The following is a 24968-nucleotide window of genomic DNA, read 5'->3' on the forward strand; positions in this document are numbered from 1 at the left end:
AAATTGTTTTAATTTGATAATACTATAATTAGTACAGAATTAAATTGAAATAAAAACTTTTAATGGTAAAAGTGGAGGCGATATTAATGAATAAAACTGCTAAAAGAATTGTGGGAACAACAATTACGTTAACTATGTTGGTTGGGATTGGATATACATTAAATAATCCAATAAGTCCTATAAAACCAGTGGAAGCTGCAACATCAGAATCAGCTAAATATAATGGAAAGGCACCAAAGTATATATTCATGTTTATAGGAGATGGGATGAGTTTTCCACAAATTCAAGTTGCTCAATATTATAAAGGTGTAGAAAAGAATGGAGTAATTGATCCTAAAAAAGGAAATTACCCAAATCCAGTGAATTTATCTTTTATGGACTTCCCAGTTGCAGGAACTGTGACTACTTATGATTCAACATCAGTTTGTCCAGACTCAGCATCAACAGCTACATCACTTTCAACAGGTAAGAAAACATTAAGTAGTGTAATAAACATGGATGAGACAAAAACTAAATCTTATGAAACAATAACTGAAAAATTGAAAAAACAATTGGAATATAAAATAGGTATAGTAACTTCTGTAAATATAGATCATGCAACGCCAGGTGCATATTATGCTCATGTGCCAGCAAGAAGTAATTATTATGATATGGGAGTACAGCTTGTTAATTCCAACTTTAATTATTTTGCAGGTGGAAAGTTCTTATCAGATGATTCTAAAGAAGTAAAAGAACAAGGGAAATTACCTATATCGAAATTAGCAGAAAAGAACGGATTTAAGATAGCAGATACACAAGAAGAGATAAAGAGCTTAAAATCTGGTGACAATAAAGTAATTGCCATATGTCCAGAGAATGAGATTGAGAAAGAAAGCGGAGCAATAAAGTATGATCTAGATCGCACAGGTAATGAACTTACATTAGCTGATTATACTAAGAAAGGAATAGAGCTATTAGATAATGATAAAGGATTTTTTATGATGGTTGAAGGCGGAAAGATTGACTGGGCTGGCCATGCTAATGATGCAGCATCAAGTATTAATGATACAGAAGCTCTTAGTGATGCAGTACAAGAAGCAATAAATTTCTATAATAAACATCCAAAAGAAACGTTAATTTTAGTTACGGGAGATCATGAGACGGGTGGACTTACAATAGGATTTGCAGGTACAAATTATGATACTTATTTACAAAACTTATCTAATCAAAAGATTTCATACACAGCATTTGATAGATATGTGGCAAAGTACAGAGAAAATAAAACATCATTTGATGATGCGATGAAAGATGTTGAAGCGAATTTTGGACTTAAGAGAGCAGGATCATCAGGTGAATCAACAAAAGGTGGAATGGTACTAACAAGTGAAGAAGAAGCAAGAATAAAAGCAGCCTATGAAAAGAGTATGATTCAAAAAGAGGATAGAAAATTAGATGAAAATGAATATGTTATGTATGGAAGCTATGAACCATTTACTGTTACATTAACACATATTTTGAATAATAAATCGGGTGTATCATATAGCTCTTATTCACATACAGGACTACCAGTTGCTATGATGGCAAAGGGAGCAGGGCAAGAGTTATTCTCAGGATATTATGATAATACAAATGTGTTTGATAAGTTAAAAGAAATAACTAAAGTAAAATAAGATATATGATTTTGAATTTAAAATAAAGAATAATAATAAGTTGCTCTAATTACGAAATATATTAAATTTTCATGTGATTAGAGCAAATTTTTATTTAATACTAATAAAGTTTGCATAAGTGAGAGGAAGATTATTTAGATGTTTAAAGATATTCATAGAAGAAACACTATTCCAATAATTATAACTTTAATAGCAATAATATTGTTAATACTATTACCTAATAAATTTCCACAGAAGATATATGAAAATACTGAGAGGGTATCAGCTAGAGTTATAAGTACTGATGAAAATTTTATTGTTAATAATGGTCTTATAAAAGTTGGAGACCAACTGTGTGAAATAGAAATACTTCAAGGAAAATTTAAAGGAAGAACCATAACCGGGACTAATAGATTATCGGGATCACTTGAACAGGATAAATTATTTAAAGCAGGAGATAAGGTTTTAGTTACTGTTGATTATACAGGTGATACTATAAGAGTAGTTACTCTTGTAGATCATTACAGATTAAATTATGAATTATTGCTAGTAGGAATATTTGTAGTTGTTTTAGTAAGTTTTGCAGGTATTGTAGGAATAAAATCAATTTTATCATTTATATTCACTGTACTTGCTATGTGGAAAGTATTAATTCCATTATTTTTGCTTGGTTATAATCCAATAATAGTTGGAATGGTAACTACACTAATATTAATATGCGTAATAATAGGTTTAGTTTATGGCCTAGACAAAAGATCTTTAGCAGCTATTTTAGGATCTATTTCTGGTGCACTAGTAACATGTTTTATGGCATTATTTTTTGTAAGTAAATTTAAAATTCATGGTGCAGTTATGTCATTTTCTGAATCACTTTTATATTCAGGATATGAAAGTTTAAATTTAACAAAGATATTTATAGCTAGTATATTTATAGCATCTTCTGGAGCTGTCATGGATGTGGCTGTTGATATAACTTCAGCTGTATCAGAAGTAGTGGAGAAGAAGCCAGAAATAACAAAGCTTGAAGCGGTTAAATCTGGAATAAATGTTGGAAGATCTATAATGGGAACTATGATGACTACATTACTTTTAGCATATTCAGGGGGATATATAGGCCTTCTTATGGTATTTATGGCACAAGGAACACCAATAATAAACATATTAAATTTAAAATATGTTTCTTCAGAAATACTACACACTTTAATTGGGAGTTTTGGACTGATAACAGTAGCACCATTTACTGCAATAGCTAGTGGATTGTTGTTAGCTAATAGAGAAAAGAAAACGATAATATGATAGAATTAAAATAGTTATATACTAACTATTTTAATATGCAACATCTACAGAAGGAAAAGTTATATGGCTATATTTGAAGTATGTGTTGGAAATTATAAAGAAGCGGTTTTAGCTGCCAAGCGGGGGGCAGATAGAATTGAACTTTGTGATAATTTATTAGAGGACGGAACTACCCCTAGTTATGGAACAATTAAAATGACAATTGAAAAATTAAACATACCAGTTATGGTTATTATAAGGCCAAGAGGTGGAGACTTTTATTATACAGATGATGAATTAGAAATAATGAAATCTGATATAGAAATGTGCAAAAATTTAGGGGCATATGGAGTAGTAATTGGTGCGATAAAGGATAATAAAATAGATTATAGAATAATTAAAGATCTAGTAAATGTGGCTAAGCCAATGTCTATAACATTTCATATGGCATTTGATGAGATTGAAGATAAAAAATCTGCAATTGATTATTTGGTTGAGCTTGGAGGTGATAGAATATTAACTAAAGGTGGAAAAGAAAATGCTATAGAAGGGATGAAGTGTTTAAAGGAGTTAGTTGAGTATTCTAATGGAAAAATATTAATAATGCCGGGAAAAGGTATTAATAAGGAAAATAGAGATATGATTTTAGAATATACTAAAGCTATAGAGATACATGGAAGTAAAATATTATAATAAGTATTATATTAATTTATGGGAAATTGATATAATATAAATATAACAAAATTGTATATACATGATGTAATAGCAATATTTATAGATAAGGAGAGGTTTTATGAATAAGAATATTATTATTACTATAGATAGGCAATATGGTAGTGGAGGAAGAAAGATAGGAGAAAAGTTAGCAGATAAGTTAGGGGTTGCATTTTATGATAGAGCATTATTAAAGAGAGCAGCAGAAGAAAGTGGATTACATGAGGATATGTTTAAGAATGCAGAAAAAAGAGCTACAAATTTGTTTGCATTATCACTTTCAAGTTCTCCATATACTTTGTCAATTGATGATGAAATATTTATAGCACAAAGCAAGACAATTAAGAAAGTTGCAGAAGAAGGAAATTGTGTAATTGTTGGTGCATGTGCAGATTATGTTTTGAAGGATTATCCTAATTGTATAAATGTATTTATACATGCAGATATTGAAAAAAGAAAGTTAAGAGCTATAAATGAATATAATATGCCAGAGGAAAATATAGAAAAGACAATAACTAAGCTTGATAAATGTAGATCAACATATTATGTTCACTATACTGATAATAAATGGGGAAAAGCGCAGAACTATGATATAACATTAGACAGTGGAATAGGAATAGATAATGCTGTTGAACTAATAAAAATGTATGTAAATATGAAAAATAAAAAATAGATAATTAAAATAGTTTAGCTATAAAAAATAGAATAATATTATAAAATATTGTAATTATAGTATAGAGTGATGTATAATATATAGGAAAAATAAAAAATATTTTAAAATATCTTCAGGGCAGGGTGTAAATCCCTACTGGCGGTATAGCCCGCGAGCTTTAATAAAAGCAGATTCGGTGTAACTCCGAAGCCAACAGTATAGTCTGGATGAAAGAAGGTAACCTATTAGGAATTAAAAAATCATTATTTATTTAGTATGGTGAACCCTGATGAATTATATTCATTGGGGTTTTATTATTTATTGGGTATAAAAACTATAAATATATAGGAAACTAAAATTAAAAAATAATAGATTTTTTAAGCGCTTAATAAGCTACACTCAGGAGATAATTTTGGGGAGGCAAAGTACTATGGAAAAAACAAACAAGATGATTAAAATTTCTTTATTAGCGGCCATTGCAGTAATACTTATGTATATTGATCTACCAATAATTCCTGTATTTCCTTGGCTAAAAATGGACTTAAGTGATGTACCAGCACTTATTGGTGCGTTTGGATTTGGTCCAATTTCAGGTGTTATAATTGAATTATTTAAAAACATACTTTATATTTTAATAAAGGGAAGTGGAACTGGTTTTGTTGGAGAAACAGCAAACTTTCTTATAGGAAGTGCGTTAATTTTGCCAGCTGGAATTATATATCATAGAAATAAAAGTAAAAAGAATGCAATATTGGGGATGATTGTAGGTGCTATCTCAATAGAGGTAGTAGGAATATTAGCTAATGTTTATCTCTTATTACCTGCGTATGGTATGCAAATGTCACAATCAGAATTAATCAAATATATAACAGTAGGTCTATTACCATTAAATGGAGTTAAAGCATTAGTTGTATCAGTATCTACTTATTTTTTATACAAGAGAGTTTCAGTTTCAATATTTAAAGTTAAACCGAATTTTGGATCATCAGAAAGAGAAGTATTAAAATAGTTATATGATTAAAATCATCCAAACAATAATGTTATTGCCTAAATTATATAAGTCCTAACATAAATAAAGCTTAGTGATAATTTATATTACACTAGGTTTTTTATATTTTTAGGTATAAAATTTAATTTGTTGATTTTTATATATAAGCAGAAAAATACATTATTTTTTAAAAAAATATCCCCAAAATACAAAAAACACATAGAAATATGGTATTTTAAATAGAAAAAAGAGTATTGTTTCATGTTATAAAATGGTGCTGATTATCTCATAAAGACATAAGAGAAACTTAGGAAAATAGCCTGTTTGCATTGATATGAATACATGATATAATAGCATTATGTATTTAAAAATTGATTAATTATAATGGGGATATTAATTTTAGAATTATATCTTAACTTTTCAATCATAAAACTTAACTTACAAAAATATATTTTTGTAAAAATGCGAGTATTATGCAGAAAAGGAGATTTTATAAGAAACAATAAAAAGAATGAATTTGCAGAAATTTGAAAATTTCTGTAAAGGCTTAACAATTTGCAAAGGAGAAAAAAATGGATATATTTTTGATTATAGGTATTTTAGGGGGGCTTACAATTGTAATTTCAGGATTATTAATGATAGGCTCAAGTATAACTATGTTATTAAATCCTGAGGCTATTATGATAATTATTCTTGGTACTATAATGGCTGTAATGAATTCTTTTCCTAAAAAAGACTTTAAGAAAATTCCTAAAATTATAGGAGTTCTTTTCAGTGATAAGAATACACAGGATCCAGCTGAAATTGTAACACAGATTGTAGGAATGTCTCAATCAACCAGAAGAGAGGGATTGTTATCTCTTGAGAGTACCATACAAGGTCTAGACAATAAGTTTATGAAAAAAGGATTTGAAATGGTAATTGATGGATTGGATCCGGATTTGATAAGAGAAGTATTAGAAATAGAAATAGAAAGTTTGGAAGAGAGACATCGTTTAGGTGCTTCTATTTTTGCAACAGCGGGTGGCTCAGCGCCAACACTTGGAGTTTTAGGTGCAGTTATTGGATTAATTGGTGCCCTTGGAAATCTTAATGATATTGAGAAACTTGGTTCAAGTATATCCAATGCATTTATTGCAACAGTTTATGGAATTTTTACTGGATATGTAATTTGCCATCCTTTTTCTAATAGGTTAAAAAGAAAATCCTTGAAAGAAGTAGAGAATATGAATATTATCCTTGAAGGAGTGTTAGCTATTCAAGCTGGAAATAATCCAAAGAGCATTGAAAGAAAATTAGTAGGTATGTTGGAGCCGAAGCAAAGAAAAATATTTGAAGAGAATAATTAATTATAAATTATTTTAAAGGAGAACAGTGATGAGGAAGAAAAAGAAAAACCATGAAGAGCATATGGATGAAACATGGCTTCTTCCATATTCGGACATGCTAACACTTCTACTAGCTTTGTTTATTACTATGTTTGCAATGGGACAAATTGATAAAGAAAAATTTAACAATGTAGCTAAACAATTTAATGTTATTTTTTCAGGTGGTTCTGGGATTAGTGATGGTGATGGAAATTCAATTGTATCTATAGGAGGACCAGATGGATCAGATACTACAGGAATGAGTGATAGTCAAATAGAAGACACTAAAATGACTGAAATAAAGAAGAATTTAGAAGAAGAAATTGAGCAAGAGGGCTATGGAGACAGAATAAAAATTGATCTCAATGGTGAAGGATTGGAAATTGCAATACAAGATGTTGCTTTATTTGATTCAGGAGATGCTGAAGTATTAAGTGATGTATCACCGATATTATTAAAAATATCTAATATGCTTAAAGAATTAGACAATCAGATTAGAGTCGTAGGATATACTGATAATGTTCCAATAAGTAATAATAAATTCCGTTCGAATTGGGACTTAAGTGCAGCTCGTGCAATTAATGTTATGGATTTTATGGTTTCTTATGGTGGAATTAAAGAAGAGAATGTTTCAATTCAAGCTTATGGTCAATATAAGCCCAAAACTTCAAATGACACAGAAGAAGGAAAAGCTAAAAATAGAAGAGTTGAAATTTATGTGGTTCGTAATTTCCCAGTAGATGAGGAAGAAGAAGCGAAATGATAACAAAAATTACAAATAAAGCAGTATAGTTATTAAGATTAATATGAACAGGATGCAAAGTTTGGGTGCATTCTGTTTTTATTATTCCTAATAATAAAGAAAAATGTATATTGCCTAAAAATAATAAAACTATAGAAAAATTATTTAGTACTATTATTATTGAAAATTCACTTACAAAGTAGTATATAGGATAAGTATTATGTAGCAGATAATACTTATCCTATATGTCTATTAATATTATATCTTATATATCAGATATTAGGAAAAAGATATAATGCTATCGGCACATTAAAATAGCATCTTCTTTATTATCAGTATAATACCCTTTTCTTATACCATTATTTTTAAAGCCAAATTTTGAGTAAAGTTTTTGAGCAGGAATATTATTAGCACGAACTTCTAAATCAAATGATGAAGTATTATGTTGTTTTTCACATGTATTTATAAGATTTTCTAAAAGAAGAGAACCTATTTTTTGTTTTCTAAAGTCCGGATGAACTGCTACATTAGTTATATGTGATTCATCCAATACGTTCCATGTTCCAATAAAACCAACTATATTATTATTAATAACTGCAACAAGATATAAAGCAACTGGATTCTTTATTTCTTGGATATATGATTCAGTACTCCAGGGTGATGAAAAGCTAAGTATACTTATCTTAGCAACTTCAACTGCATCATTTTCATTCATAATTCTAATTTGAACATTCATTGTTTAGTTTCATCCTTTGCTCATATTCTCTTTCAGCCTGAGATTTCTTTAGATATATAGGACTAGAATTTGGATCGTCAAATTTACCATCCTTTAATAGTTTACTTCCTAGTTCACCTAAAGAAGAAGCACGAACTAAGTTTAAATGGCTAGGTGGAAAGTTACAATTAGGACAGTTTTTAATTAAATAATCTTTATATTTATCAACACCATCACCTATAAAAATTACTTTTTCATTTCTTGATTCAATTAATTCTATAAGTTCATCAAGGTCAAGAGCAGAGTAGTCAGTAAGTTTTTCTAAGCTATTATAAGAAGATTTATACAAACAAGTGTACACACTGTCTCTTAAAGCATCCATAATAGGACAGATAATTCCATCAAAAGCAGAAACACTATAAGCCAATGCATCTAAGCTTGAAATACTTACGTAAGGTTTATTACTACCAAAGCTAAGACCTTTTATAGTAGCCATTCCGATTCTAAGACCTGTAAAAGAACCAGGCCCTTTAGAAACTACATAACCATCTATATCATTAACATCTAGTTTATGAAATTTTAACAAGTCCTGAATTATTGTCATAAGTATTACAGAATGTTCTTTCTTATCATTTAAAGTTATTTCTCCAAGTAGAGTATCATCTTTAATTAAAGCAGCAGTAGCTACCTTTGAAGACGAATCAATAGCTAGTGTAATCATAATGTAAGCTCCTTTATATAATTATATTTTTCTCCATATGGAGTTATGGTTATTTTTCTATAATCCTCACCTTGACTAAGATCTTTTTCTATTAATATATGAAGAAAATCTTGTGGTAGAATTTCTTCAATATAATTTGCCCATTCAATAACAGAAACAGCATCAGAAAAAATATAGTCATCAAAACCTATGGCATAAATTTCATCTGGATCGCTTACTCTATATACATCAAAGTGATTTAACTTTAATCTTCCAGTTTCGTATTCATTTACAATAGTAAAAGTTGGACTGGTTATATTATCTTCAATACCTAGGCCTTTAGCAATTCCCTTTGTAATATGTGTTTTTCCTGTACCTAAATCTCCAGTTAAGCAAACTATATCTCCACTTTTAAGTAATTTACCTAAATTTATACCAAGTTGCGTAGTATCTTCTACGCTATTTATTTTAAATATCATGTATAAAAGCCTCCTTAATATTAATATTATTGCAGCTTATGAATTTATCATTACTTTATTTTATATCAAATCTTTATAAAAACCAAATAAATATAATTAAAAATAATAAAATATGTATACTTTAGTAGCATAATACTATATATTTATAATATAAAAATTGATATAATATAAAAATAGTAATGTTATATTTGTTAATATAAATATAATTAAAGAAAACCTTAAATATTTAATAAATTATATTTATAATTATATAAAATTAATAGAAATAATTATGTATATCGGTATAAGTTTGGGATGTGTAATTAATACTTAATGGGGGTGCAAACTTTTGAAAAAAGTCACTTTTATAATGGTTTTTATAACTATAATATTGTCATTTGGAATGACAATATTCCAAAGTCCATTACTTGCAAATACAGAGAGTAAAAAGAATGAATTTAGAGATATATATTTAAATATAATTACTGTAAATAAACCTCAAGCTGAAATGGTTAAAAGGATAATTGGAAATAAGCACAATGTTGAATATATGATAACAGATGAAAAGGATATTAAAAATTTTGAATTTGATGATGATGTAGTAAAGAATGTATCTAATATGGATTTATTTATATATACTGGAACAGATTTTGAGCCATGGATATCAAATTTTATAAGTAAGTTGAAAAAAGGAAATTTGGGAATAATAAATTTATCAAGAGGAATAAGACTTCTAAATTTCGATAATAATGGAGATGTAAAAGAGAATCCTTACTATTTTGAAGGAATAGAAGAATATAAGATAGCATTATATAACATAAAAAATTCTATACAGGATAAAGATCCTAAAAATAGAGATTACTATGAAGAAAATTATAATAAATCTATAAAAGAATTTGATAAACAAATAAGTTATTATAATAAGCATATTAATGCTCTTAAAAATTATAATTTTGTAATTTTAGATAATAGATTTGATTATATAGCAAAATCATTAAATTTAAGTACTATAAAACTTCAGAATAATGATATAAATGATTTAGTGAAAGAAAAGAATTTAGATCCAGAAAAAGTAGTTATAATTCAAGATGGAGATGATCTTGTAGATATAAATAGATTAATAGATATTGATTCAATGAAAACAGAAGGAACTGAGTCAAATCCAGAAGCTAAATACTATAAAACTGTAGAACTTTGGAAATATTATGGTAATATGAGTTTTGATGATTTAATATTATATAATATTAAAGAATTATCAAATATTGTGGAACTCGATGTAGCTAATAATACTGACAATAATTTGGAAGAAGAAGTTAAATAGATAATATTCTCTAGAAAACATAAAAAAATGTTGCTTTATTTTTTAGGATGTTATATAATCATTTATGTCCTAGGGGTATGGCTCAACGGTAGAGTAGTGGTCTCCAAAACCATTGGTTGTGGGTTCAAATCCTACTGCCCCTGCCACAATTGTCGCAGTACGTTGTACTGTGGCTTTTTTTGTTTGCCAAATATGTTTGCGAGCGGGCATACTGAAAGAAGTCTGAGTCGCCGGGAACGTTAGGAAGACAAGTCGAAGGTAAGTACATTACTTGTAATGAGAAGGCATGAAGTAAGCACTATAGGACACATGGAACATAACGCAAGTAAACCGGATATTGGACTACAGAATGGATGATGTTGGTAAAAATGAAGATTTATCAGAAGCTGTGTGCGAAGCTGCATTTACGGTTTTATTTAGAAAAAAATCTCAGAAAATTATTTCTGAGATTTTTCTTCTAAATTATATTTTTAATCATTAAATAAGAATTTATCTAATAATTTTTGGGCATATTCTGGTTCACGTTTTTTGTCAATAATATTAATTCCAGATTGTAATACTGGGTGAGATTCATGATAAGTCTTCTTTGTTTCATCAAGATATATTATTCCTATTGGAATCCCATCATCACCAAATTCTTGGGCTTTTTCAAAGGCCTTAATTTTATCTTTTGGATTATAATTTTCATCTAATTTATAGACTCTATCTTTATACCATTTGAAAGTATTTACTTTATTAAATGAAATACATGGATCAAGTATATCTACTAATGCATAACCTTTATGATTTATCGCTTTTTTTATTGTTTCTTTTAAATGTTCTTTTTCACCAGAAAAGCTTCTAGCAACAAATGTTGCTCCAGCTGCTATTGCAACAGCTAATGGGTTTAAAGGATCGGTATAAGTTCCTTCAAATTGCATAGAAGTTGTTTGTCCTCTTGCAGTTGTAGGAGATGCTTGGCCTTTTGTCAAACCATAAATTTGATTGTTATTAACAAGCTGTACTATATCTACATTTCTTCTTATATTATGCAAAAAGTGATTTCCTCCTTCACCGTAAGTATCTCCATCGCCGGAAACAACTATTACATTAAGTTTTTTATTTACTATTTTAATGGCTTGTGCTGGAGGAAGTGCTCTACCATGAAGCCCATTAAATACATTTGCTTTCAAGTAATGGGGAGTTTTAGCTGCTTGTCCTATCCCAGATACCATAACAACTTCATTAGGAGATAAGCCAAGTTCAAATAAGGATTCTTTTATTGCTGCCAATATAGCAAAATTACCGCAACCAGGACACCAAGTATTTTCATCAGTACTATTAAAAGATTTTAATTCTATCATTTAAAAGGCCTCCTTTTTTACTTTGTCTGCAATTTCACTACCAATAATTTGGCGGCCATCATATTTTAATATGCTGTAATCCATTAAAATTCCTGTTTCTTGAGTTATTAGTTTACCAAATTGACCAGTGAAATTCTGTTCAACATTAATTATTTTTTTAGCTTTTTCTTTATATTCTTTTAATTTCTTTTGTGGAAGAGGATAGATATCTCCAAAGCTTAATGCACCTGTTTTTATGCCACTATCATTTAATAATTTAACAGCATCCCTTAAGGCACCATAAGTTGAACCCCAGCCAACAAGAAGTATATCAATAGAATCTGCACCAAAGTATTCGGGCTCTTGTAAATCATCCTCTATTATTGAACTGATTTTTCTAAATCTCTTTTCCATTTGAGAGATTCTTACTTCTGATTCTTCAGTGATATGACCTTCTTCAGTATGTTCATCGCTATCAATTATTACGACTTGACCTTTTACACTACCAGGAATTAATCTTGGAGAAATTCCATTCTCAGTAACTTTATATCTCTTATATACTTCATCAGAAGCAATATCTTTTTCTGATGCAACATGTCGTTCTATTTTTACTTTACTTAAGTCATACATAGGGATTGTAATGTTAGAATCGGCGGTATATTGATCTGTTAATAGAAAGACTACTGTCTGATATTTATCTGCAATATTTAATGCTTTAACAGTTTGATTAAATGCATCTTCTGCATTTCTAACACTTAGAACTATTCTAGGGAATTCACCATGTGATGCACTTAAAATAAAACTTAAATCGCTTTGTTCAGTTCTTGTTGGAAGCCCAGTAGCAGGACCGGGTCTTTGAGAATCAACTACAACTAGTGGGATTTCTGCTATGCCAGCAAGCCCTAGAGATTCAACCATTAGTGAGAAACCACCACCTGAGCTACCAGTCATTGCGCGAGCGCCAGCATACGATGCACCAATTGCAAAGTTTATGGCACTTATTTCATCTTCTGCTTGATCAACAACTATATCGACATCTTTTTGATGTTTTGATAAATAAGTCATTATACTTGTGGCTGGTGTCATAGGATAAGCTGAATAAAAATCCAAACCTCCAGCGATGGCACCAAGAGCAATTGCGTTATTACCATTTATTAAGATATGATTACTTAAATCTTTGCCTTTCAATTTATATTTTGAATTTATTAAATCATATCCAAGATGTATTGCTTCAATATTTTTACTTCTTATTGGCTCTTTTAATTTTTTGCTAAATAAATCATCAACACTACCATTTAAAGAGAAATATTTTAGTACTGCTCCAGCAGCTACAGAAGTAAATCCACGTGATATTCCAAGAGTTGTGGCAGTTTTAATTAATGGTAGTTTAATAGCCCTCGGATCTGATATATTAATAGATTCATCTAAAATAAGTGATCCATCTTCTTTTAAGTTATTTATATGAAGATGTGCTGTATTCTCATCCAGAGCTAATATCAAATCTAGTTCATTCGCATGAGAATAAATGGGATCTGTTCCAAACCTTATTTGAGTATAATTGTGACCACCTCTAACTCTTGACATATAATCTTTGTTAGAAAATACATAAAACCCTTTTTTCTTTAGCGACTTTTCAAGAAAGTCACTAATGGTATCCATGCCTTGACCAGCACTACCACCTATTAAAATATTATAATTCAATTTTTTCGCCTCATTTCATCAGTGTATATTTATTATTAAAAATATATACTATATTGATATTATATTTATTATTGTTTAATTATTATTTAAGTTAAATATACATCTGGGAACAATAAATATCAAATGATAATTATTGTTAAATATATTGTTAAATTGCGTTTTGAGACAGATTTTATTATAAAATCTGGGTAAATCTTAAATTATTTATAAATATTAAAATTATAGATTTATAAGGGGAATTTTTCTATTTTGTGTTATTACAATGTGCTTTATCATTCTTTACCACAAGTTAGAAATGCAATTGAAAAGTTTATAAGAAATATAAATATGTTTTCTACTTAGGCAATAGTTAGATTATGCGTCTGAAGATAGAAACTGATTTGCAACATATATATAATGTTAAATTTTTATTTTTAAAATGACTTTGGAAATTGAGTTAAAGATATATTTTATAAATCTTAGATATTAGATTTCAGATATAGTAAATAATTTTACATTAAATAATATTAAATACTAAATAAGTATAATATAATAATGATTAAAAATAACAATTAATGAAGATTATTGAATTAAGAAAAATAATATGGTATTATGAGGAATATAGATAACAAAGAAATAGAAATACTTTTAGACAAGTTTTAGAATAAATTATAATGTAAGCTGTAAAAACTACCTAGAATTAATAAATTTTTATGGAAAATAATATAATATTTATAATAGCTATACATATAATTTATATTTAATTACCTATCTTTCGTACAAATATAAAAGTTATAATTACCTATAAAATTTCTTTATGTGTCCAATTTAAGATAATGTATTATTGAGTACCATACAAATTTTAAAATGGTCATACTGAGAAAAGTAAAAATAATACTTATAATTTAGGATTATATTTAATTGGTAAGACTTGATTTAACTTGAAATATTAAAAGTTAGTTGGATATATGTGGGAATACAAAGTACATAAATCATTAACTTTGCTAACTTAGTTAGTTGCGAAATATTTACTGTGATTCTCTCAGAAGTTCTTTTAACAACATCTTTTATATTTCCAACAATTTTTACTAGAGCTCTAATTCTTATATTTTCAAGTTCAGTGCGTAAAGAACTATAGAGTTGAAACAGCTTATAAGATTATGTGCTGTGGATATAATCTACAGAAACCCATATATACTATAGAATTTTGATGTTCTTAGATTTTTTATATGACATACATTTTAGCCATCTTAAAGAATGCTATTATAAGTCTGACATTGATTATAAAATAAAAATGAAATAATTCCACTGGATTGATTTCATTAATACTTATGTTTTTTATCTTTACACTTATTATTAGTAAAGGTAAAATTATTCATTGGATAATGCCTGCCTTTCTTAATTTTTTTGTGTGTAAAGAAAATTATACTTGAAGGCTAGTATTATTCTTTATTTATTTTTTGAAATTATAATATGGAGAGTGCTATGTTTTAGTTGTATGAAATTTAGGTAATTAAAAATAAAAAAAGATACTAGTAATTAATTGATATGATTTGTCCAAGCTGTGAAATTATTTGTGGATATAACCAGTTACAAATTATAAATAGAAATAAAGAGTAATTAAGTTATCATCAACAAAATAAAAAGGCTGACTTCATATAGTTAACTAATGAAAAAATAAAAGAAAGACACAGGGGAAGAAGATTAGAAAAAATAATCTAAAAGAATTATAATTTTATTTTAGGAGGAATTTATTATGGAAAAGTATATTTGTACAGTCTGTGGTTATATTTATGACGAGGCAGTAGGCGATCCAGACAATGGAATTGCAGCTGGAACAAAGTTTGAAGATATTCCTGACGATTGGGTTTGTCCGTTGTGTGGAGTAGGAAAATCATACTTTGAAAAAGTAGCATAGTAAATATTAATAGGAATAAACTAGGATAATAAAATACATCTAAATTTCATAACTTTATAAGTTATATTACAATTTAGATGTATTTTATTGTTTACACCAGGTTCGATATAAGGCGATGGATCTATTGGCGGAACACAATCATATCATTAAGCACTTCTAGTCCATGCAATGACTCTAATGCAGGCTTTATCATTTGGTTTTACTATAATAGTTGGTCCTGGTACTGAACAATTATATCCCCATGCCTTAACAAATAGTTCTGGTATTAGTTTTAAAGTAACTTCTTCTGCAAGTGATGTGAAATATTTAATTCCATCTTCATAGGTAATTTTAAATTATTTATTTCAGATGTTATTACCATAAAATACTTCAATGAAATGTTAATATACACTATATTATTATTTTAGTGGAGTATAAAATGTAATAATTATTATTAAATTTTTGTTGACATATTCACATAATGTATGATAAAATACTAAATGTCTTAGGGGTATGGCTCAACGGTAGAGTAGTGGTCTCCAAAACCATTGGTTGTGGGTTCAAATCCTACTGCCCCTGCCAAAATCGTAACACACAGTGTTACGATTTTTTTATTTAAATAGTATAACATAGATATACTATATAGCTGAAGCAATTAAAAATTCAAATGTAGAATGAGATTTAATTAAATCATAATATATATATAAACTTAATAAAATTAATTTGTAAGATATATTAATTGAAAAATAGAAGATAGTTGTATAGTATAATAATATTGTGGTGATAATCCATTATGAGGTGAAAATATTATGGATAAATTACTTTTTTTAAAAAGAGTAGCAAAGAAAAATCCCTATGAAAATAAATGTGATAGGATCATAGAGGATAAAGTAGAAAGACGATATTATAAATTTGAAGATAAATTTATAAATAAAAATGGATTTTATTATATAAGTAAAAAAAATGAATCTGAAATAGAATTGTTAGAAATAATAAAAAATTTATTCTATTTTGATAATAAGGTTCCGGTGATTGATTTTTTTAATTCTATATACTGTGATGGATGGGAAGCATTAAATTCGATTGTTAGATATATAGAAAGTAGCAAAGAATCAAAAGAAGAATTTGATATTGTAATTCAAATAGAAAATGAATATAAAAAAATAAAGTATAAAATTAATTTTAAAATTGAAGATAATGAAAATCGAGCAATAATTATCTTTAGAGATGACTTATCTAAAGAATCAAATAAAATAATAAGTTTGTTTGGTGGAAAACAAGCGTTAAGAAATAAAAAGAGTAAGGCAGAATTAAATAAAAACAGTCCATATATTATTATGTTGAATTCAAATATGGAAGTGCCAGACATGTTGGAATTTAAAATTAATGCTGAAAATACTCATTCATATAAATTTAATGTAGTAAAAAGTTGGAAGTATGATATGAAAAAAATGTTTGATGAAAATGTATATTTATTTTTCCCATTAAAAATATTTGATTTGGAAAGGAGATTATTTAATATAAGTGATGAATCTGTATGCCATGATCTTGTAAGGTATGAAGTGCTTAGATTTTTTAGGGAAATGAACAATTATTTAAAGAAGATAAAAGAAAAAGGTATCATTTCACAAAATGATATGCATGAGCTTAATTCGATTGCTTCTAATTTACTTCTTAATATAATAAATAAAGAAACTCAAACGCTTGCGCAAATAGATAAAAAATTTGTTGATAGTTTAATGATTACTGTAAGTTAATAAAAAATATAAAAATCCATATTTTTCAAGGAATATAAAAGCCTATATTGGTAAAAATAATATTGTCAACAAGGATAAATAAATTATTAATCATGTTGGCAAATACCAGATTAACCAAGGAGGGGATTGTAATGTCAAACAAAGCATTAGTTCCAGAAGCAAAACAGGGCTTATCAAGATTTAAGAACGAAGTAGCTCAAGAACTAGGAGTACCATTTAAAGAATATAATGGCGACTTAACAGCAAGACAATGCGGTTCCGTAGGAGGAGAAATGGTAAAAAGAATGGTAGAGGAATATGAACATAGAATATAGCGATTATGTTTATTAATATTCAGAAAGCTTAATTAAAATTTTCATATTTCAATGCCGAGGGATATATTACTTAAGTTTATAGTAATATATCCCTTATTTTTATTAGCCATTATAATTTTATTGACATACTTATCTATTCCTAGTAATATTATTTATAAGAGTGCAAATGCGAATTATTTGCATATAGGAGGTAATAATGAAAAAGAAAATTTTTTTAGGGGTATTATTAGGTTTAATAGGAAGTATGATCATAGGATGTGGAGAATCAAATGATAAGAATGCAGTTAAAAATGGAGAGACAAAACCAAGCATTACAGTATCAATTTTTCCGTTAAAAGAATTTGCTGAGGAGATAGCAGGAGATAAAGTAGATATTAATTGTTTAGTTCCAAATAATATGGAACCACATGATTATGAACCTAAAACTAAAGATTTTGAAAAATTAATAAATAGTGATGCGTTTATATATAATGGACTTGGATTAGAAGAATGGGTAGAGAAAGTTAATGAAGTAATAAAGAATGAAGACGTACTAATAGTAGATTCAAGTAAAAATGTAGATTCTATAACAATAGAAGATGAAAATCATGAAGAAGAACATGACCATGAACACGGGGCAATTGATCCTCATTCATGGCTTAGCTTAAAGGAAGCACAAGTTCAATCAGAAGCAATAAAAGATACATTAATAGAGATAGATCCTGAAAATAAAGCATATTATGAACAAAATTATAATGAATTTAAACAAAAATTAGATGATTTATACAATAAATATAATGAAAAATTTCAAACACTTCAAAATAAGAATTTTATAACTGGTCATGCAGCTTTTGGATACTTATGTAGGGATTTTGGATTGGAACAAAAATCAGTTGAAAATGTATTTGGAGAAGGTGAACCAACACCAAAGCAATTAGAGAATCTAGTGAATTTTTGTAAAGAAAATAATATAACAACTATTTTTTCAGAGTCATTAGCAAGTCCTAAAGTTTCTGAGACTTTGGCAGCTGAAGTTGGTGCAAAAGTAATTCCAATATATACTTTAGAGTCTCAAGAAGATAATAAAAGCTATCTAGAAGCTATGGAGTATAATTTGAATCAAATATATAATTGCTTAGAAAAATAATAACTTTATAGAATAGAAAAATAAGCTTTGATATTTTAAACATCTTCCTGTCTATTTGACGGAGAACAGTTCAAAATGTCAAAGTTATTTTTTATTCTTTAGGAGCGTGCCCTTTGAGGGGATAAACTGAAATGGAAAATATTGAAATAAACTAATGCCGTTGAACCTAAAGAATAAAAAATAAAATATATATGCCTGGCCTTTTCTTCGGCAAGCTCAGAAAATCCAGAATGTGCTGAAAAAAATCGGCGGCTAAAGGAGTTTATTAAATTTAAGTTATTGTACTCTATTGGATTTATATTTTATAGGGGATTATATCATGGTTGCCTTGGCGATTTTTTTTTGTTCAAATATTATAAAAACTCATGGTAAAAAATACAAGCGTTTATTGACACATTTATATAATAACGTAAAATATAGATATATGGGATTAAAATTTGATGAATAATTTTAAGGAGAGTTTATGAAAGACAAGGCAAGAAAAATTTATGAGGAAAATATATTAATTCATGAGAAAAAAAGCGATTTTCTAAATAAGAAAAGTAATTTAGTTGGGTGGAGCAGGTTAGGAATACTTATACTGGTGATAGTAATAGATTATATTTTTTATAAAAAAAATGATTATGGTAATATTGCTATATCATCAATTTTAGGAATATTTATATTTGTGATCCTAGTAATTTATCATAATAATATTTTAGATTCTAAGAGGAAGGAAGATATATTATTAGAAGTAAATAAAAAAGGCATAAAAAGAATAGAGGGAAGATTTAAGGAATTTGAAGATGATGGCAAAGAGTTTTTAGATTATACGCATCCATTCACAAATGATCTAGATGTATTTGGAAATAATTCGATTTTTCAATATATAAATACTACTGTAACTTATGGTGGACGTATATTACTATGTAATTTACTAGAATTAAAAATAAGATTTTCAAAAGAAGAAATAAAACTAAGGCAAGAAGCTATAAATGAACTTGGAGAAAGGGTAGATTATAGGCAGAATTTATTTGTTGAAGGAGTATTAAATGAGACAAATATCAAGGAAATAAAATCTTTTATTGAATGGAATAAAATACAAAGAAAATATGGTTTATCACGAATAGTATGGGCAAGTATATTTATTTTAATAACTATTGTGTCTATTTGTTTAATTATTGGGAATATACTACCAGAATCATTTTTGTTGCTAAATTTAATGGCAAATTATTTAGTATCAAAGATATTATCTAGCGGTATAAAACATGAGATAAAATTATTTGAATCAATAAAGAGTGTAATAAATGGATATTCAAAAATATTTGCTATAATAGAAGAAGAAAAATTCAATAGTGAATACCTTAAGCAGCTTTGCCGTAAGTTAAGTAATGATAATGTAAGTTGTAAAAAAGAACTAGAAAAATTATCTGATATCTTTGATTGGATAGGAAATAGCAAATATAATTCATATTATTTTTTATTAAATATATTATTTTTTTCTGATGTTTTTTTAATGAAAAGTCTTTATAAGTGGAGAGAAAAAAATGGTGAGTGTATAGAACAGTGGATTAATGTTGTTAGTGAAATAGACGCACTGAGTAGCATATCAAATCTTGCATTTGAAAATTCAGATTGGGTTTATCCTAATATTTTGGATAATGATATAATAGAAGGAGAAAATATAGGACATCCGCTTATTGGTAAAAAGGCAATTAAAAATAATTTTAAATTTAATGGGGAAAAAAGAGTCGCCGTTATTACAGGTTCAAATATGTCTGGTAAAAGTACATTTTTGAGAACTTTAGGTGTAAATCTTTTACTTAGTTATGTTGGTTCACCTGTTTGCGCAAGGAATTTTTCTTGTGGAATTATGAACATCTATACCTGTATGAGAACTAAAGATAATTTGCAAGAAAACATATCATCATTTTATGCTGAAATATTAAGAATAAAATTACTTATAGAAGCATGCAAGAGAGGCGAAAAAGTCTTCTTTTTATTAGATGAAATTTTTAAAGGGACAAATTCAAAAGATAGGCATATAGGTGCTACAGTTTTAATAAATCAATTAATAAAATATGGTGGCGTAGGTCTTGTATCTACTCACGATTTAGAATTGTGCGATTTGGAATATAAAAACAGTAAAATCGTAAATTATAATTTCAGGGAATATTATGAAAATAATAAGATTAAATTTGATTATTTACTTAGAAAAGGAAAAAGCGAAACTCAAAATGCAATACATTTAATGAGACTTGCAGGAATAGAGATAGGGGAGGAGTAAAAGGAGGTGAATTAGCCTTCTTAAATTATTATGGCATATATTATTATTGACTTGGAATTTAATGGAATGAAGGGGATAACTAAATATTACAAGGATTTTTTTGATGAACATAGTGAGCTTAAAGAAGTTGGTATTGAAAATGAAATAATTGAAATTGGTGCTATAAAGGTTGATAAATATATGAAACCTGTATGTAGTATGAGAGAATATATAAAACCGACTATATTCCCTATTATTAATCCAATAGTAAATGAAATAACTAAAATTGACATGGAAATCTTAAAGGATAGAGGCATCTCATTTGAAGAAGCTATGAGTAAATTACGAGATATGTTTGAAGATGGTGATGTTTTATGTTCATGGGCGAAAGATGATATTGTAGAATTAATCATAAATTCTAATTATCATAATTATAAACAGCTAGAATGGATTAATGGTTACTTAGATTTACAAGAATATGCAATGAAAATATTAGTGCATAAAAAAGCATTAGGTCTTAAATCAGCTTTAGATGAACTAAAAATAAAGATTGATGAGAGTAAACTTCATGATGCATTAAATGATGCGGAGTATACAGTAGAAGTTTTTAAAAGAATATATAATTCAAGAGTTATTAAGAACTATATAATTAATGATATTTATAACATGCCTGCATTAAATGTGGAAAACCTAAAAGAACGTAATATAGACGAAGAAGACTTAAAATTACTATGCCCGAAATGTAATAAAAAAGTAAATTTAGAAACGCCCTTAAAATTACTTAATTGGAGATTTGCAGCTGTAGGAGCATGCCCTAAATGTAAAAATAATATATTATGTGAAGTTTCTATAAAAAAGACATTGAAAGATGAAGAAATCTACATAGAAAATAATAGTATACTTAAGAGTGAAGCTTATTTGAAATACTGTTATAAGCTTAATAATTTAGATGAAAATAAAGAAAATGTAACAAATATATAAGAAATTACTGAAGAAATTTTGTGAAAAGTATGATAAAATGTAAAAAGGACATGTTACAAAATATAGAAATATTATATAGAATGTGATATTGAATTCGTTTAAAGAATAATCTGTAGCATGGAATTATAATAAATTTATTTAGGAAAGGATTTTAGTTATGAATATAGCCTTTTTTCTTACTCCTAAAAATGAAGTAGTATATGAAAATCTAGAAGCGACAATGAGACAAGTTATGGAGAAAATGGAGCATCATGGATATACAGCTATACCGCTTATAGACAGAGAAGGAAAATATGTAGGTACATTAACAGAAGGGGATTTACTTTGGAAGTTAAAGAACACCCCAGATTTGAATTTTAAGAACACTGAATCTGTTAAAGTAAAACATATTGAAAGAAGAATAAATCATAAATCAGTATCTATAACTTCGAATATAGAAGAATTGATAACTTTAGCGGTTAGCCAGAATTTTGTTCCGGTTACTGATGATAATGGAATTTTTATAGGAATAATAAAACGAAGTGATATAATAAATTATTGTTATAATGAGATGGAAAAAAGAAAGCATTTAGAAGTTCAGCAGTTTTCTATGTATGATGAAGGATAGTATATTAAAGAGGTGGCTAGTTGCCACCTCTTTAAGCATTTTGATAAGTTTCAACAATGAAGTCAAATTCTTCAACATTAGTTATTTCACCAAAGGTATCTTCTTTTATTCCAGGATAATAGTATAACACTAATTTATCATTTGCATCTCTTAAGTTTTCAAGTAGTATATATTGTTTTTTAATCGTACAGTCCTCTATTACAGCTAAGGCCTTATACTTAGAAGAAATACCAGTATCATTATTAGTAAGATCAAAGGTAAAGTTATCAAACTTTCGAATATTAACTCTATCTTTATCACAAAAACTTAATAATGAGTTGCTTCTACAAGCTGAGCATGATTTGAAATTACACTCAAATGAACAATTTAAGCATGTACATTTATAACATTTTTCCAGTTGAGTGAAATCCTCTCTATTTTTTTCTTTATAATCTTGCAACAATGAAATAGTAGGGTTAGATTTAAATATAGAAAATAGAGATTTTTTTTTACAATCAGTTTCTGCTGAATCTAATAGCTTAATATATTCTTTTAATGCATCAGACTTAGAATAATATTTTCGTTGTTTTAATTTTTTTTCTTCTATAAAAGGGGAAACCTCATTTAATGCAAACATTATTTCTGTATATATCTTTCCCCAATAGTTTCTCTCAGTTTCTATAAAGTCGAGATCTTTATCCATATATATCACCTAAAGATTATTTTTATATTTTTCAAGTTCAAGATCTAAATCTACTTCATCTAACTTTTCAAACTCACTATCAAAATTGTCTAAATCTTTTAATTCTCCTAATCCTTGAGCAAGAGATTCTTTTCTTTGAATTTTTCTTTCTATGCTATCAAGTTGAATGGAATTATTTTTTGTTTGAACATTGGCAAGCACTTCATTAACTTTTTGCGAAGCTTCAGCATTTGAAAATCTAGCAGCAGCTTCATCTCTGTAGTTTCTAGTTTTGTTAATCTCTTCTTCTAATGAACGAAGATTGGCTTTTAATGCATCTGCTTGAATTTTTGAATTATCATAACTTGATTGAAGAGAAGAGACTTTTTTGTCAATTTCAACTTTTCTAGCTAAAGCTTTTTTTGCTAGATCTTCATTTCCTTTGCTTAATGCAAGTTTGATTTTTTCTTCATAATCAGCAGATTCCTTTTTAGCTAAGTTTAATTTTTTTTCTATTTCATGAACATTACCTAGAATTTGAGCAGAATTTAATTTTGCTTTATTAAATTGTTCTTCCATATCTCGTAACTTTTGATCCAATAATTCAATTGGATTTTCCATTTCATCTAAAGTATTATTTACTTTTGCTTTTATCATATTTGACATTCTTGAGAAGATTCCCATAAATTTACCTCCAATTATTTTCTTTTATTTTTTAGATATATTTTTATTAAAGCAATTATTATCATAAATATTATTGCTAATATTATAGCATTGATCATTAAACTTGTTATTGAGCCAAAATAAAATGGTCTATAAAAATAACTACCATAACTATATGATGGCCAATAAGATGTATTTCCTCTAGGTGGTGAATCATAGCTTTTGGTATTAGTATCATTTTCTTGGTTATTACCATCTGCATCAGATGATTTATCATCAGTATTTTTATTTGTAGAGAAAGAACCACTTTTAAATCCTTTTTCACTTCCTGTACTACTAGAAGAACTGTCTTCATCACTAGTGGTACTATTTCCACTAGAAGTTGAGTTTGTAGAAGAATTACTTACAGAACCGGTTTTAAAATCGCCATTAGTTGAACTTGTAGCGGAATTATTTTTATCAGTAGAAGTATTATTTCCACTAGTTGTTGAACTAGTAGAAGTAGTATTTTTATTTGTAGAAGAATTACTTACAGAACCAGTTTTAAAATCGCTACTTGTTGAACTTGTAGTGGAATTCTTTTTATTAGTAGAATTACTATTTCCACTAGTTGTTGAACTAGTAGAGGAACTCTTTTTATCTGTAGAAGAATTACTTACAGAACCAGATTTAAATCCACTACTGCTTGAACTATTAGATGAGCTTTTCTTACTACTAGAACTTCTTTTACTACTAGAACTTTTTGAACTGTGAGAACTTTTGGAACTACTAGATTTTGATTTAGCTTGTGCAATGTTAGTTTGAAGCTGATCTGTATTACCTAGAGATATTATATCTAAGGATAAACCGGAAAATGTAAATAAAAGTGTTAAAAGTAATATAAAAAGTTTTTTCCTATTATTCTTTCTAATATTTATCCCCCCCATAAATTAAGTATGTATTAATTATATAAAAAAAAGAATAATCACACAATGATAGAATTTACTCAAAATAGACTAAATTACAGGATTAGGGTTTAATATATCACTAAAAGGTTATTAAAACTATCTTTTAATAATATTATATAACTCTTAAAGTGTTATATAATATTATTTGTTGCAATCAGAAGTAAAATATTTTTATAAATATATGAGTTTACTTGTATTAAAGGTTTAC

General features: G+C 27.6%; 25 protein-coding genes, 2 tRNA genes and 1 riboswitch. Of the genes, 19 read left to right on the forward strand and 8 right to left on the reverse strand.

Going from position 1 to position 24968, the window contains the following annotated elements; all coding sequences use genetic code 11:
• Positions 1-86 precede the first annotated feature (86 nt).
• The 7 genes from BN2920_RS04265 to BN2920_RS04295 all read left to right on the forward strand — a co-directional run bounded on the left by BN2920_RS04265 (position 87) and on the right by BN2920_RS04295 (position 7387).
• Positions 87-1649 carry an alkaline phosphatase gene (locus BN2920_RS04265; RefSeq protein WP_058293788.1) on the forward strand — a complete coding sequence of 521 codons (1563 nt, stop codon included), beginning with the start codon at positions 87-89 and terminating at the stop codon, positions 1647-1649.
• 138 nt (positions 1650-1787) lie between these two features.
• Positions 1788-2924 carry a YibE/F family protein gene (locus tag BN2920_RS04270; protein WP_058293789.1) on the forward strand — a complete coding sequence of 379 codons (1137 nt, stop codon included), beginning with the start codon at positions 1788-1790 and terminating at the stop codon, positions 2922-2924.
• A 63-nt stretch (positions 2925-2987) separates the two neighbouring features.
• Positions 2988-3596, forward strand: coding sequence for a copper homeostasis protein CutC (locus BN2920_RS04275; RefSeq protein ID WP_058293790.1), 609 nt, complete (start codon positions 2988-2990; stop codon positions 3594-3596).
• A gap of 100 nt (positions 3597-3696) precedes the next feature.
• Positions 3697-4290 carry a cytidylate kinase-like family protein gene (locus tag BN2920_RS04280; RefSeq protein ID WP_058293791.1) on the forward strand — a complete coding sequence of 198 codons (594 nt, stop codon included), beginning with the start codon at positions 3697-3699 and terminating at the stop codon, positions 4288-4290.
• Positions 4291-4394: 104 nt separating this feature from the next.
• A riboswitch (FMN riboswitch) is annotated at positions 4395-4512 on the forward strand.
• Positions 4513-4699: 187 nt separating this feature from the next.
• A complete protein-coding gene (locus tag BN2920_RS04285) occupies positions 4700-5278 on the forward strand; it encodes an ECF transporter S component (protein ID WP_058293792.1) in 579 nt (192 codons plus the stop codon).
• Positions 5279-5829: 551 nt separating this feature from the next.
• Positions 5830-6606, forward strand: coding sequence for a flagellar motor stator protein MotA (motA, locus tag BN2920_RS04290; protein WP_058293793.1), 777 nt, complete (start codon positions 5830-5832; stop codon positions 6604-6606).
• A gap of 28 nt (positions 6607-6634) precedes the next feature.
• On the forward strand, positions 6635-7387 hold the full coding sequence (locus tag BN2920_RS04295; RefSeq protein ID WP_058293794.1) for a flagellar motor protein MotB: 753 nt from the start codon (positions 6635-6637) through the stop codon (positions 7385-7387).
• A 277-nt stretch (positions 7388-7664) separates the two neighbouring features.
• Here the strand turns inward: BN2920_RS04295 and rimI are convergent, their stop codons facing one another.
• The 3 genes from rimI to tsaE are packed head-to-tail and all read right to left on the reverse strand — an operon-like array spanning position 7665 to position 9260.
• Positions 7665-8102 carry a ribosomal protein S18-alanine N-acetyltransferase gene (gene rimI, locus BN2920_RS04300; protein ID WP_058293795.1) on the reverse strand — a complete coding sequence of 146 codons (438 nt, stop codon included), beginning with the start codon at positions 8100-8102 and terminating at the stop codon, positions 7665-7667.
• On the reverse strand, positions 8086-8802 hold the full coding sequence (gene tsaB, locus BN2920_RS04305; RefSeq protein ID WP_058293796.1) for a tRNA (adenosine(37)-N6)-threonylcarbamoyltransferase complex dimerization subunit type 1 TsaB: 717 nt from the start codon (positions 8800-8802) through the stop codon (positions 8086-8088). The genes rimI and tsaB overlap by 17 nt, the downstream gene beginning before the upstream one ends.
• The gene (gene tsaE / locus BN2920_RS04310; RefSeq protein ID WP_058293797.1) at positions 8799-9260 is read right to left on the reverse strand and encodes a tRNA (adenosine(37)-N6)-threonylcarbamoyltransferase complex ATPase subunit type 1 TsaE; all 462 of its coding nucleotides are present in this window, start codon (positions 9258-9260) and stop codon (positions 8799-8801) included. Before tsaE ends, tsaB begins: the two co-directional genes overlap by 4 nt.
• A gap of 328 nt (positions 9261-9588) precedes the next feature.
• On the opposite strand from tsaE, the gene BN2920_RS04315 reads away from it, so the two are divergent.
• The 3 genes from BN2920_RS04315 (at position 9589) to BN2920_RS21625 (ending at position 11041) form a co-directional block, all read left to right on the forward strand.
• The gene (locus tag BN2920_RS04315) at positions 9589-10560 is read left to right on the forward strand and encodes a metal ABC transporter substrate-binding protein (protein WP_058293798.1); all 972 of its coding nucleotides are present in this window, start codon (positions 9589-9591) and stop codon (positions 10558-10560) included.
• Between the two features lie 71 nt (positions 10561-10631).
• Positions 10632-10706, forward strand: a tRNA-Trp gene (locus tag BN2920_RS04320).
• A gap of 191 nt (positions 10707-10897) precedes the next feature.
• Complete coding sequence (locus tag BN2920_RS21625; protein WP_172437916.1) at positions 10898-11041, forward strand: hypothetical protein; 144 nt, start codon at positions 10898-10900, stop codon at positions 11039-11041.
• Here BN2920_RS21625 and BN2920_RS04325 read toward each other — a convergent pair.
• Positions 11031-11903 (reverse strand): thiamine pyrophosphate-dependent enzyme, encoded by an 873-nt coding sequence (locus BN2920_RS04325; protein WP_058293799.1) that lies wholly within the window; start codon positions 11901-11903, stop codon positions 11031-11033. The two genes, BN2920_RS21625 and BN2920_RS04325, sit on opposite strands and share 11 nt — an antisense overlap.
• Positions 11904-13583 carry a 2-oxoacid:acceptor oxidoreductase subunit alpha gene (locus BN2920_RS04330; RefSeq protein ID WP_058293800.1) on the reverse strand — a complete coding sequence of 560 codons (1680 nt, stop codon included), beginning with the start codon at positions 13581-13583 and terminating at the stop codon, positions 11904-11906.
• 1735 nt (positions 13584-15318) lie between these two features.
• On the opposite strand from BN2920_RS04330, the gene rd reads away from it, so the two are divergent.
• The 9 genes from rd (at position 15319) to BN2920_RS04370 (ending at position 22489) form a co-directional block, all read left to right on the forward strand.
• Positions 15319-15480: a rubredoxin gene (rd, locus tag BN2920_RS04335; RefSeq protein WP_058293801.1), complete on the forward strand. Its 162-nt coding sequence runs from the start codon at positions 15319-15321 to the stop codon at positions 15478-15480.
• 177 nt (positions 15481-15657) lie between these two features.
• Positions 15658-15804, forward strand: a complete 147-nt coding sequence (locus BN2920_RS21200; protein ID WP_157065755.1) for a hypothetical protein — start codon at positions 15658-15660, stop codon at positions 15802-15804.
• Between the two features lie 162 nt (positions 15805-15966).
• Positions 15967-16041: transfer RNA gene (locus BN2920_RS04340), tRNA-Trp, on the forward strand.
• A 227-nt stretch (positions 16042-16268) separates the two neighbouring features.
• The gene (locus BN2920_RS04345; RefSeq protein ID WP_058293802.1) at positions 16269-17216 is read left to right on the forward strand and encodes a hypothetical protein; all 948 of its coding nucleotides are present in this window, start codon (positions 16269-16271) and stop codon (positions 17214-17216) included.
• Between the two features lie 131 nt (positions 17217-17347).
• The gene (locus BN2920_RS04350; RefSeq protein WP_058293803.1) at positions 17348-17530 is read left to right on the forward strand and encodes an alpha/beta-type small acid-soluble spore protein; all 183 of its coding nucleotides are present in this window, start codon (positions 17348-17350) and stop codon (positions 17528-17530) included.
• A 196-nt stretch (positions 17531-17726) separates the two neighbouring features.
• Positions 17727-18656 carry a metal ABC transporter solute-binding protein, Zn/Mn family gene (locus BN2920_RS04355; protein ID WP_058293804.1) on the forward strand — a complete coding sequence of 310 codons (930 nt, stop codon included), beginning with the start codon at positions 17727-17729 and terminating at the stop codon, positions 18654-18656.
• 463 nt (positions 18657-19119) lie between these two features.
• A complete protein-coding gene (locus BN2920_RS04360) occupies positions 19120-20922 on the forward strand; it encodes a MutS-related protein (RefSeq protein WP_058293805.1) in 1803 nt (600 codons plus the stop codon).
• Between the two features lie 30 nt (positions 20923-20952).
• Positions 20953-21882, forward strand: a complete 930-nt coding sequence (locus tag BN2920_RS04365; protein ID WP_058293806.1) for a 3'-5' exonuclease — start codon at positions 20953-20955, stop codon at positions 21880-21882.
• 157 nt (positions 21883-22039) lie between these two features.
• Entirely contained in the window at positions 22040-22489 is a 450-nt protein-coding gene (locus BN2920_RS04370) for a CBS domain-containing protein (protein WP_058293807.1), read from the forward strand.
• 31 nt (positions 22490-22520) lie between these two features.
• Here BN2920_RS04370 and BN2920_RS04375 read toward each other — a convergent pair whose 3' ends face one another.
• The 3 genes from BN2920_RS04375 to BN2920_RS04385 are packed head-to-tail and all read right to left on the reverse strand — an operon-like array spanning position 22521 to position 24739.
• The gene (locus BN2920_RS04375; RefSeq protein ID WP_058293808.1) at positions 22521-23171 is read right to left on the reverse strand and encodes a hypothetical protein; all 651 of its coding nucleotides are present in this window, start codon (positions 23169-23171) and stop codon (positions 22521-22523) included.
• Between the two features lie 9 nt (positions 23172-23180).
• Positions 23181-23834: a PspA/IM30 family protein gene (locus BN2920_RS04380; RefSeq protein WP_058293809.1), complete on the reverse strand. Its 654-nt coding sequence runs from the start codon at positions 23832-23834 to the stop codon at positions 23181-23183.
• 14 nt (positions 23835-23848) lie between these two features.
• On the reverse strand, positions 23849-24739 hold the full coding sequence (locus BN2920_RS04385; RefSeq protein ID WP_058293810.1) for a hypothetical protein: 891 nt from the start codon (positions 24737-24739) through the stop codon (positions 23849-23851).
• Positions 24740-24968: the final 229 nt, after the last annotated feature.

The organism is Clostridium neonatale (genome assembly GCF_001458595.1).
Classification (GTDB): domain Bacteria; phylum Bacillota; class Clostridia; order Clostridiales; family Clostridiaceae; genus Clostridium; species Clostridium neonatale.

Coding starts and splice junctions, on each gene's coding strand:
- BN2920_RS04265 (WP_058293788.1), top strand. CDS start 87: ATGAATAAAACTGCTAAAAGAATTGTGGGAACAACAATTACGTTAACT.
- BN2920_RS04270 (WP_058293789.1), top strand. CDS start 1,788: ATGTTTAAAGATATTCATAGAAGAAACACTATTCCAATAATTATAACT.
- BN2920_RS04275 (WP_058293790.1), top strand. CDS start 2,988: ATGGCTATATTTGAAGTATGTGTTGGAAATTATAAAGAAGCGGTTTTA.
- BN2920_RS04280 (WP_058293791.1), top strand. CDS start 3,697: ATGAATAAGAATATTATTATTACTATAGATAGGCAATATGGTAGTGGA.
- BN2920_RS04285 (WP_058293792.1), top strand. CDS start 4,700: ATGGAAAAAACAAACAAGATGATTAAAATTTCTTTATTAGCGGCCATT.
- motA (WP_058293793.1), top strand. CDS start 5,830: ATGGATATATTTTTGATTATAGGTATTTTAGGGGGGCTTACAATTGTA.
- BN2920_RS04295 (WP_058293794.1), top strand. CDS start 6,635: ATGAGGAAGAAAAAGAAAAACCATGAAGAGCATATGGATGAAACATGG.
- rimI (WP_058293795.1), bottom strand. CDS start 8,102: ATGAATGTTCAAATTAGAATTATGAATGAAAATGATGCAGTTGAAGTT.
- tsaB (WP_058293796.1), bottom strand. CDS start 8,802: ATGATTACACTAGCTATTGATTCGTCTTCAAAGGTAGCTACTGCTGCT.
- tsaE (WP_058293797.1), bottom strand. CDS start 9,260: ATGATATTTAAAATAAATAGCGTAGAAGATACTACGCAACTTGGTATA.
- BN2920_RS04325 (WP_058293799.1), bottom strand. CDS start 11,903: ATGATAGAATTAAAATCTTTTAATAGTACTGATGAAAATACTTGGTGT.
- rd (WP_058293801.1), top strand. CDS start 15,319: ATGGAAAAGTATATTTGTACAGTCTGTGGTTATATTTATGACGAGGCA.
- BN2920_RS21200 (WP_157065755.1), top strand. CDS start 15,658: ATGCAGGCTTTATCATTTGGTTTTACTATAATAGTTGGTCCTGGTACT.
- BN2920_RS04345 (WP_058293802.1), top strand. CDS start 16,269: ATGGATAAATTACTTTTTTTAAAAAGAGTAGCAAAGAAAAATCCCTAT.
- BN2920_RS04350 (WP_058293803.1), top strand. CDS start 17,348: ATGTCAAACAAAGCATTAGTTCCAGAAGCAAAACAGGGCTTATCAAGA.
- BN2920_RS04355 (WP_058293804.1), top strand. CDS start 17,727: ATGAAAAAGAAAATTTTTTTAGGGGTATTATTAGGTTTAATAGGAAGT.
- BN2920_RS04360 (WP_058293805.1), top strand. CDS start 19,120: ATGAAAGACAAGGCAAGAAAAATTTATGAGGAAAATATATTAATTCAT.
- BN2920_RS04365 (WP_058293806.1), top strand. CDS start 20,953: ATGGCATATATTATTATTGACTTGGAATTTAATGGAATGAAGGGGATA.
- BN2920_RS04370 (WP_058293807.1), top strand. CDS start 22,040: ATGAATATAGCCTTTTTTCTTACTCCTAAAAATGAAGTAGTATATGAA.
- BN2920_RS04375 (WP_058293808.1), bottom strand. CDS start 23,171: ATGGATAAAGATCTCGACTTTATAGAAACTGAGAGAAACTATTGGGGA.
- BN2920_RS04380 (WP_058293809.1), bottom strand. CDS start 23,834: ATGGGAATCTTCTCAAGAATGTCAAATATGATAAAAGCAAAAGTAAAT.
- BN2920_RS04385 (WP_058293810.1), bottom strand. CDS start 24,739: ATGGGGGGGATAAATATTAGAAAGAATAATAGGAAAAAACTTTTTATA.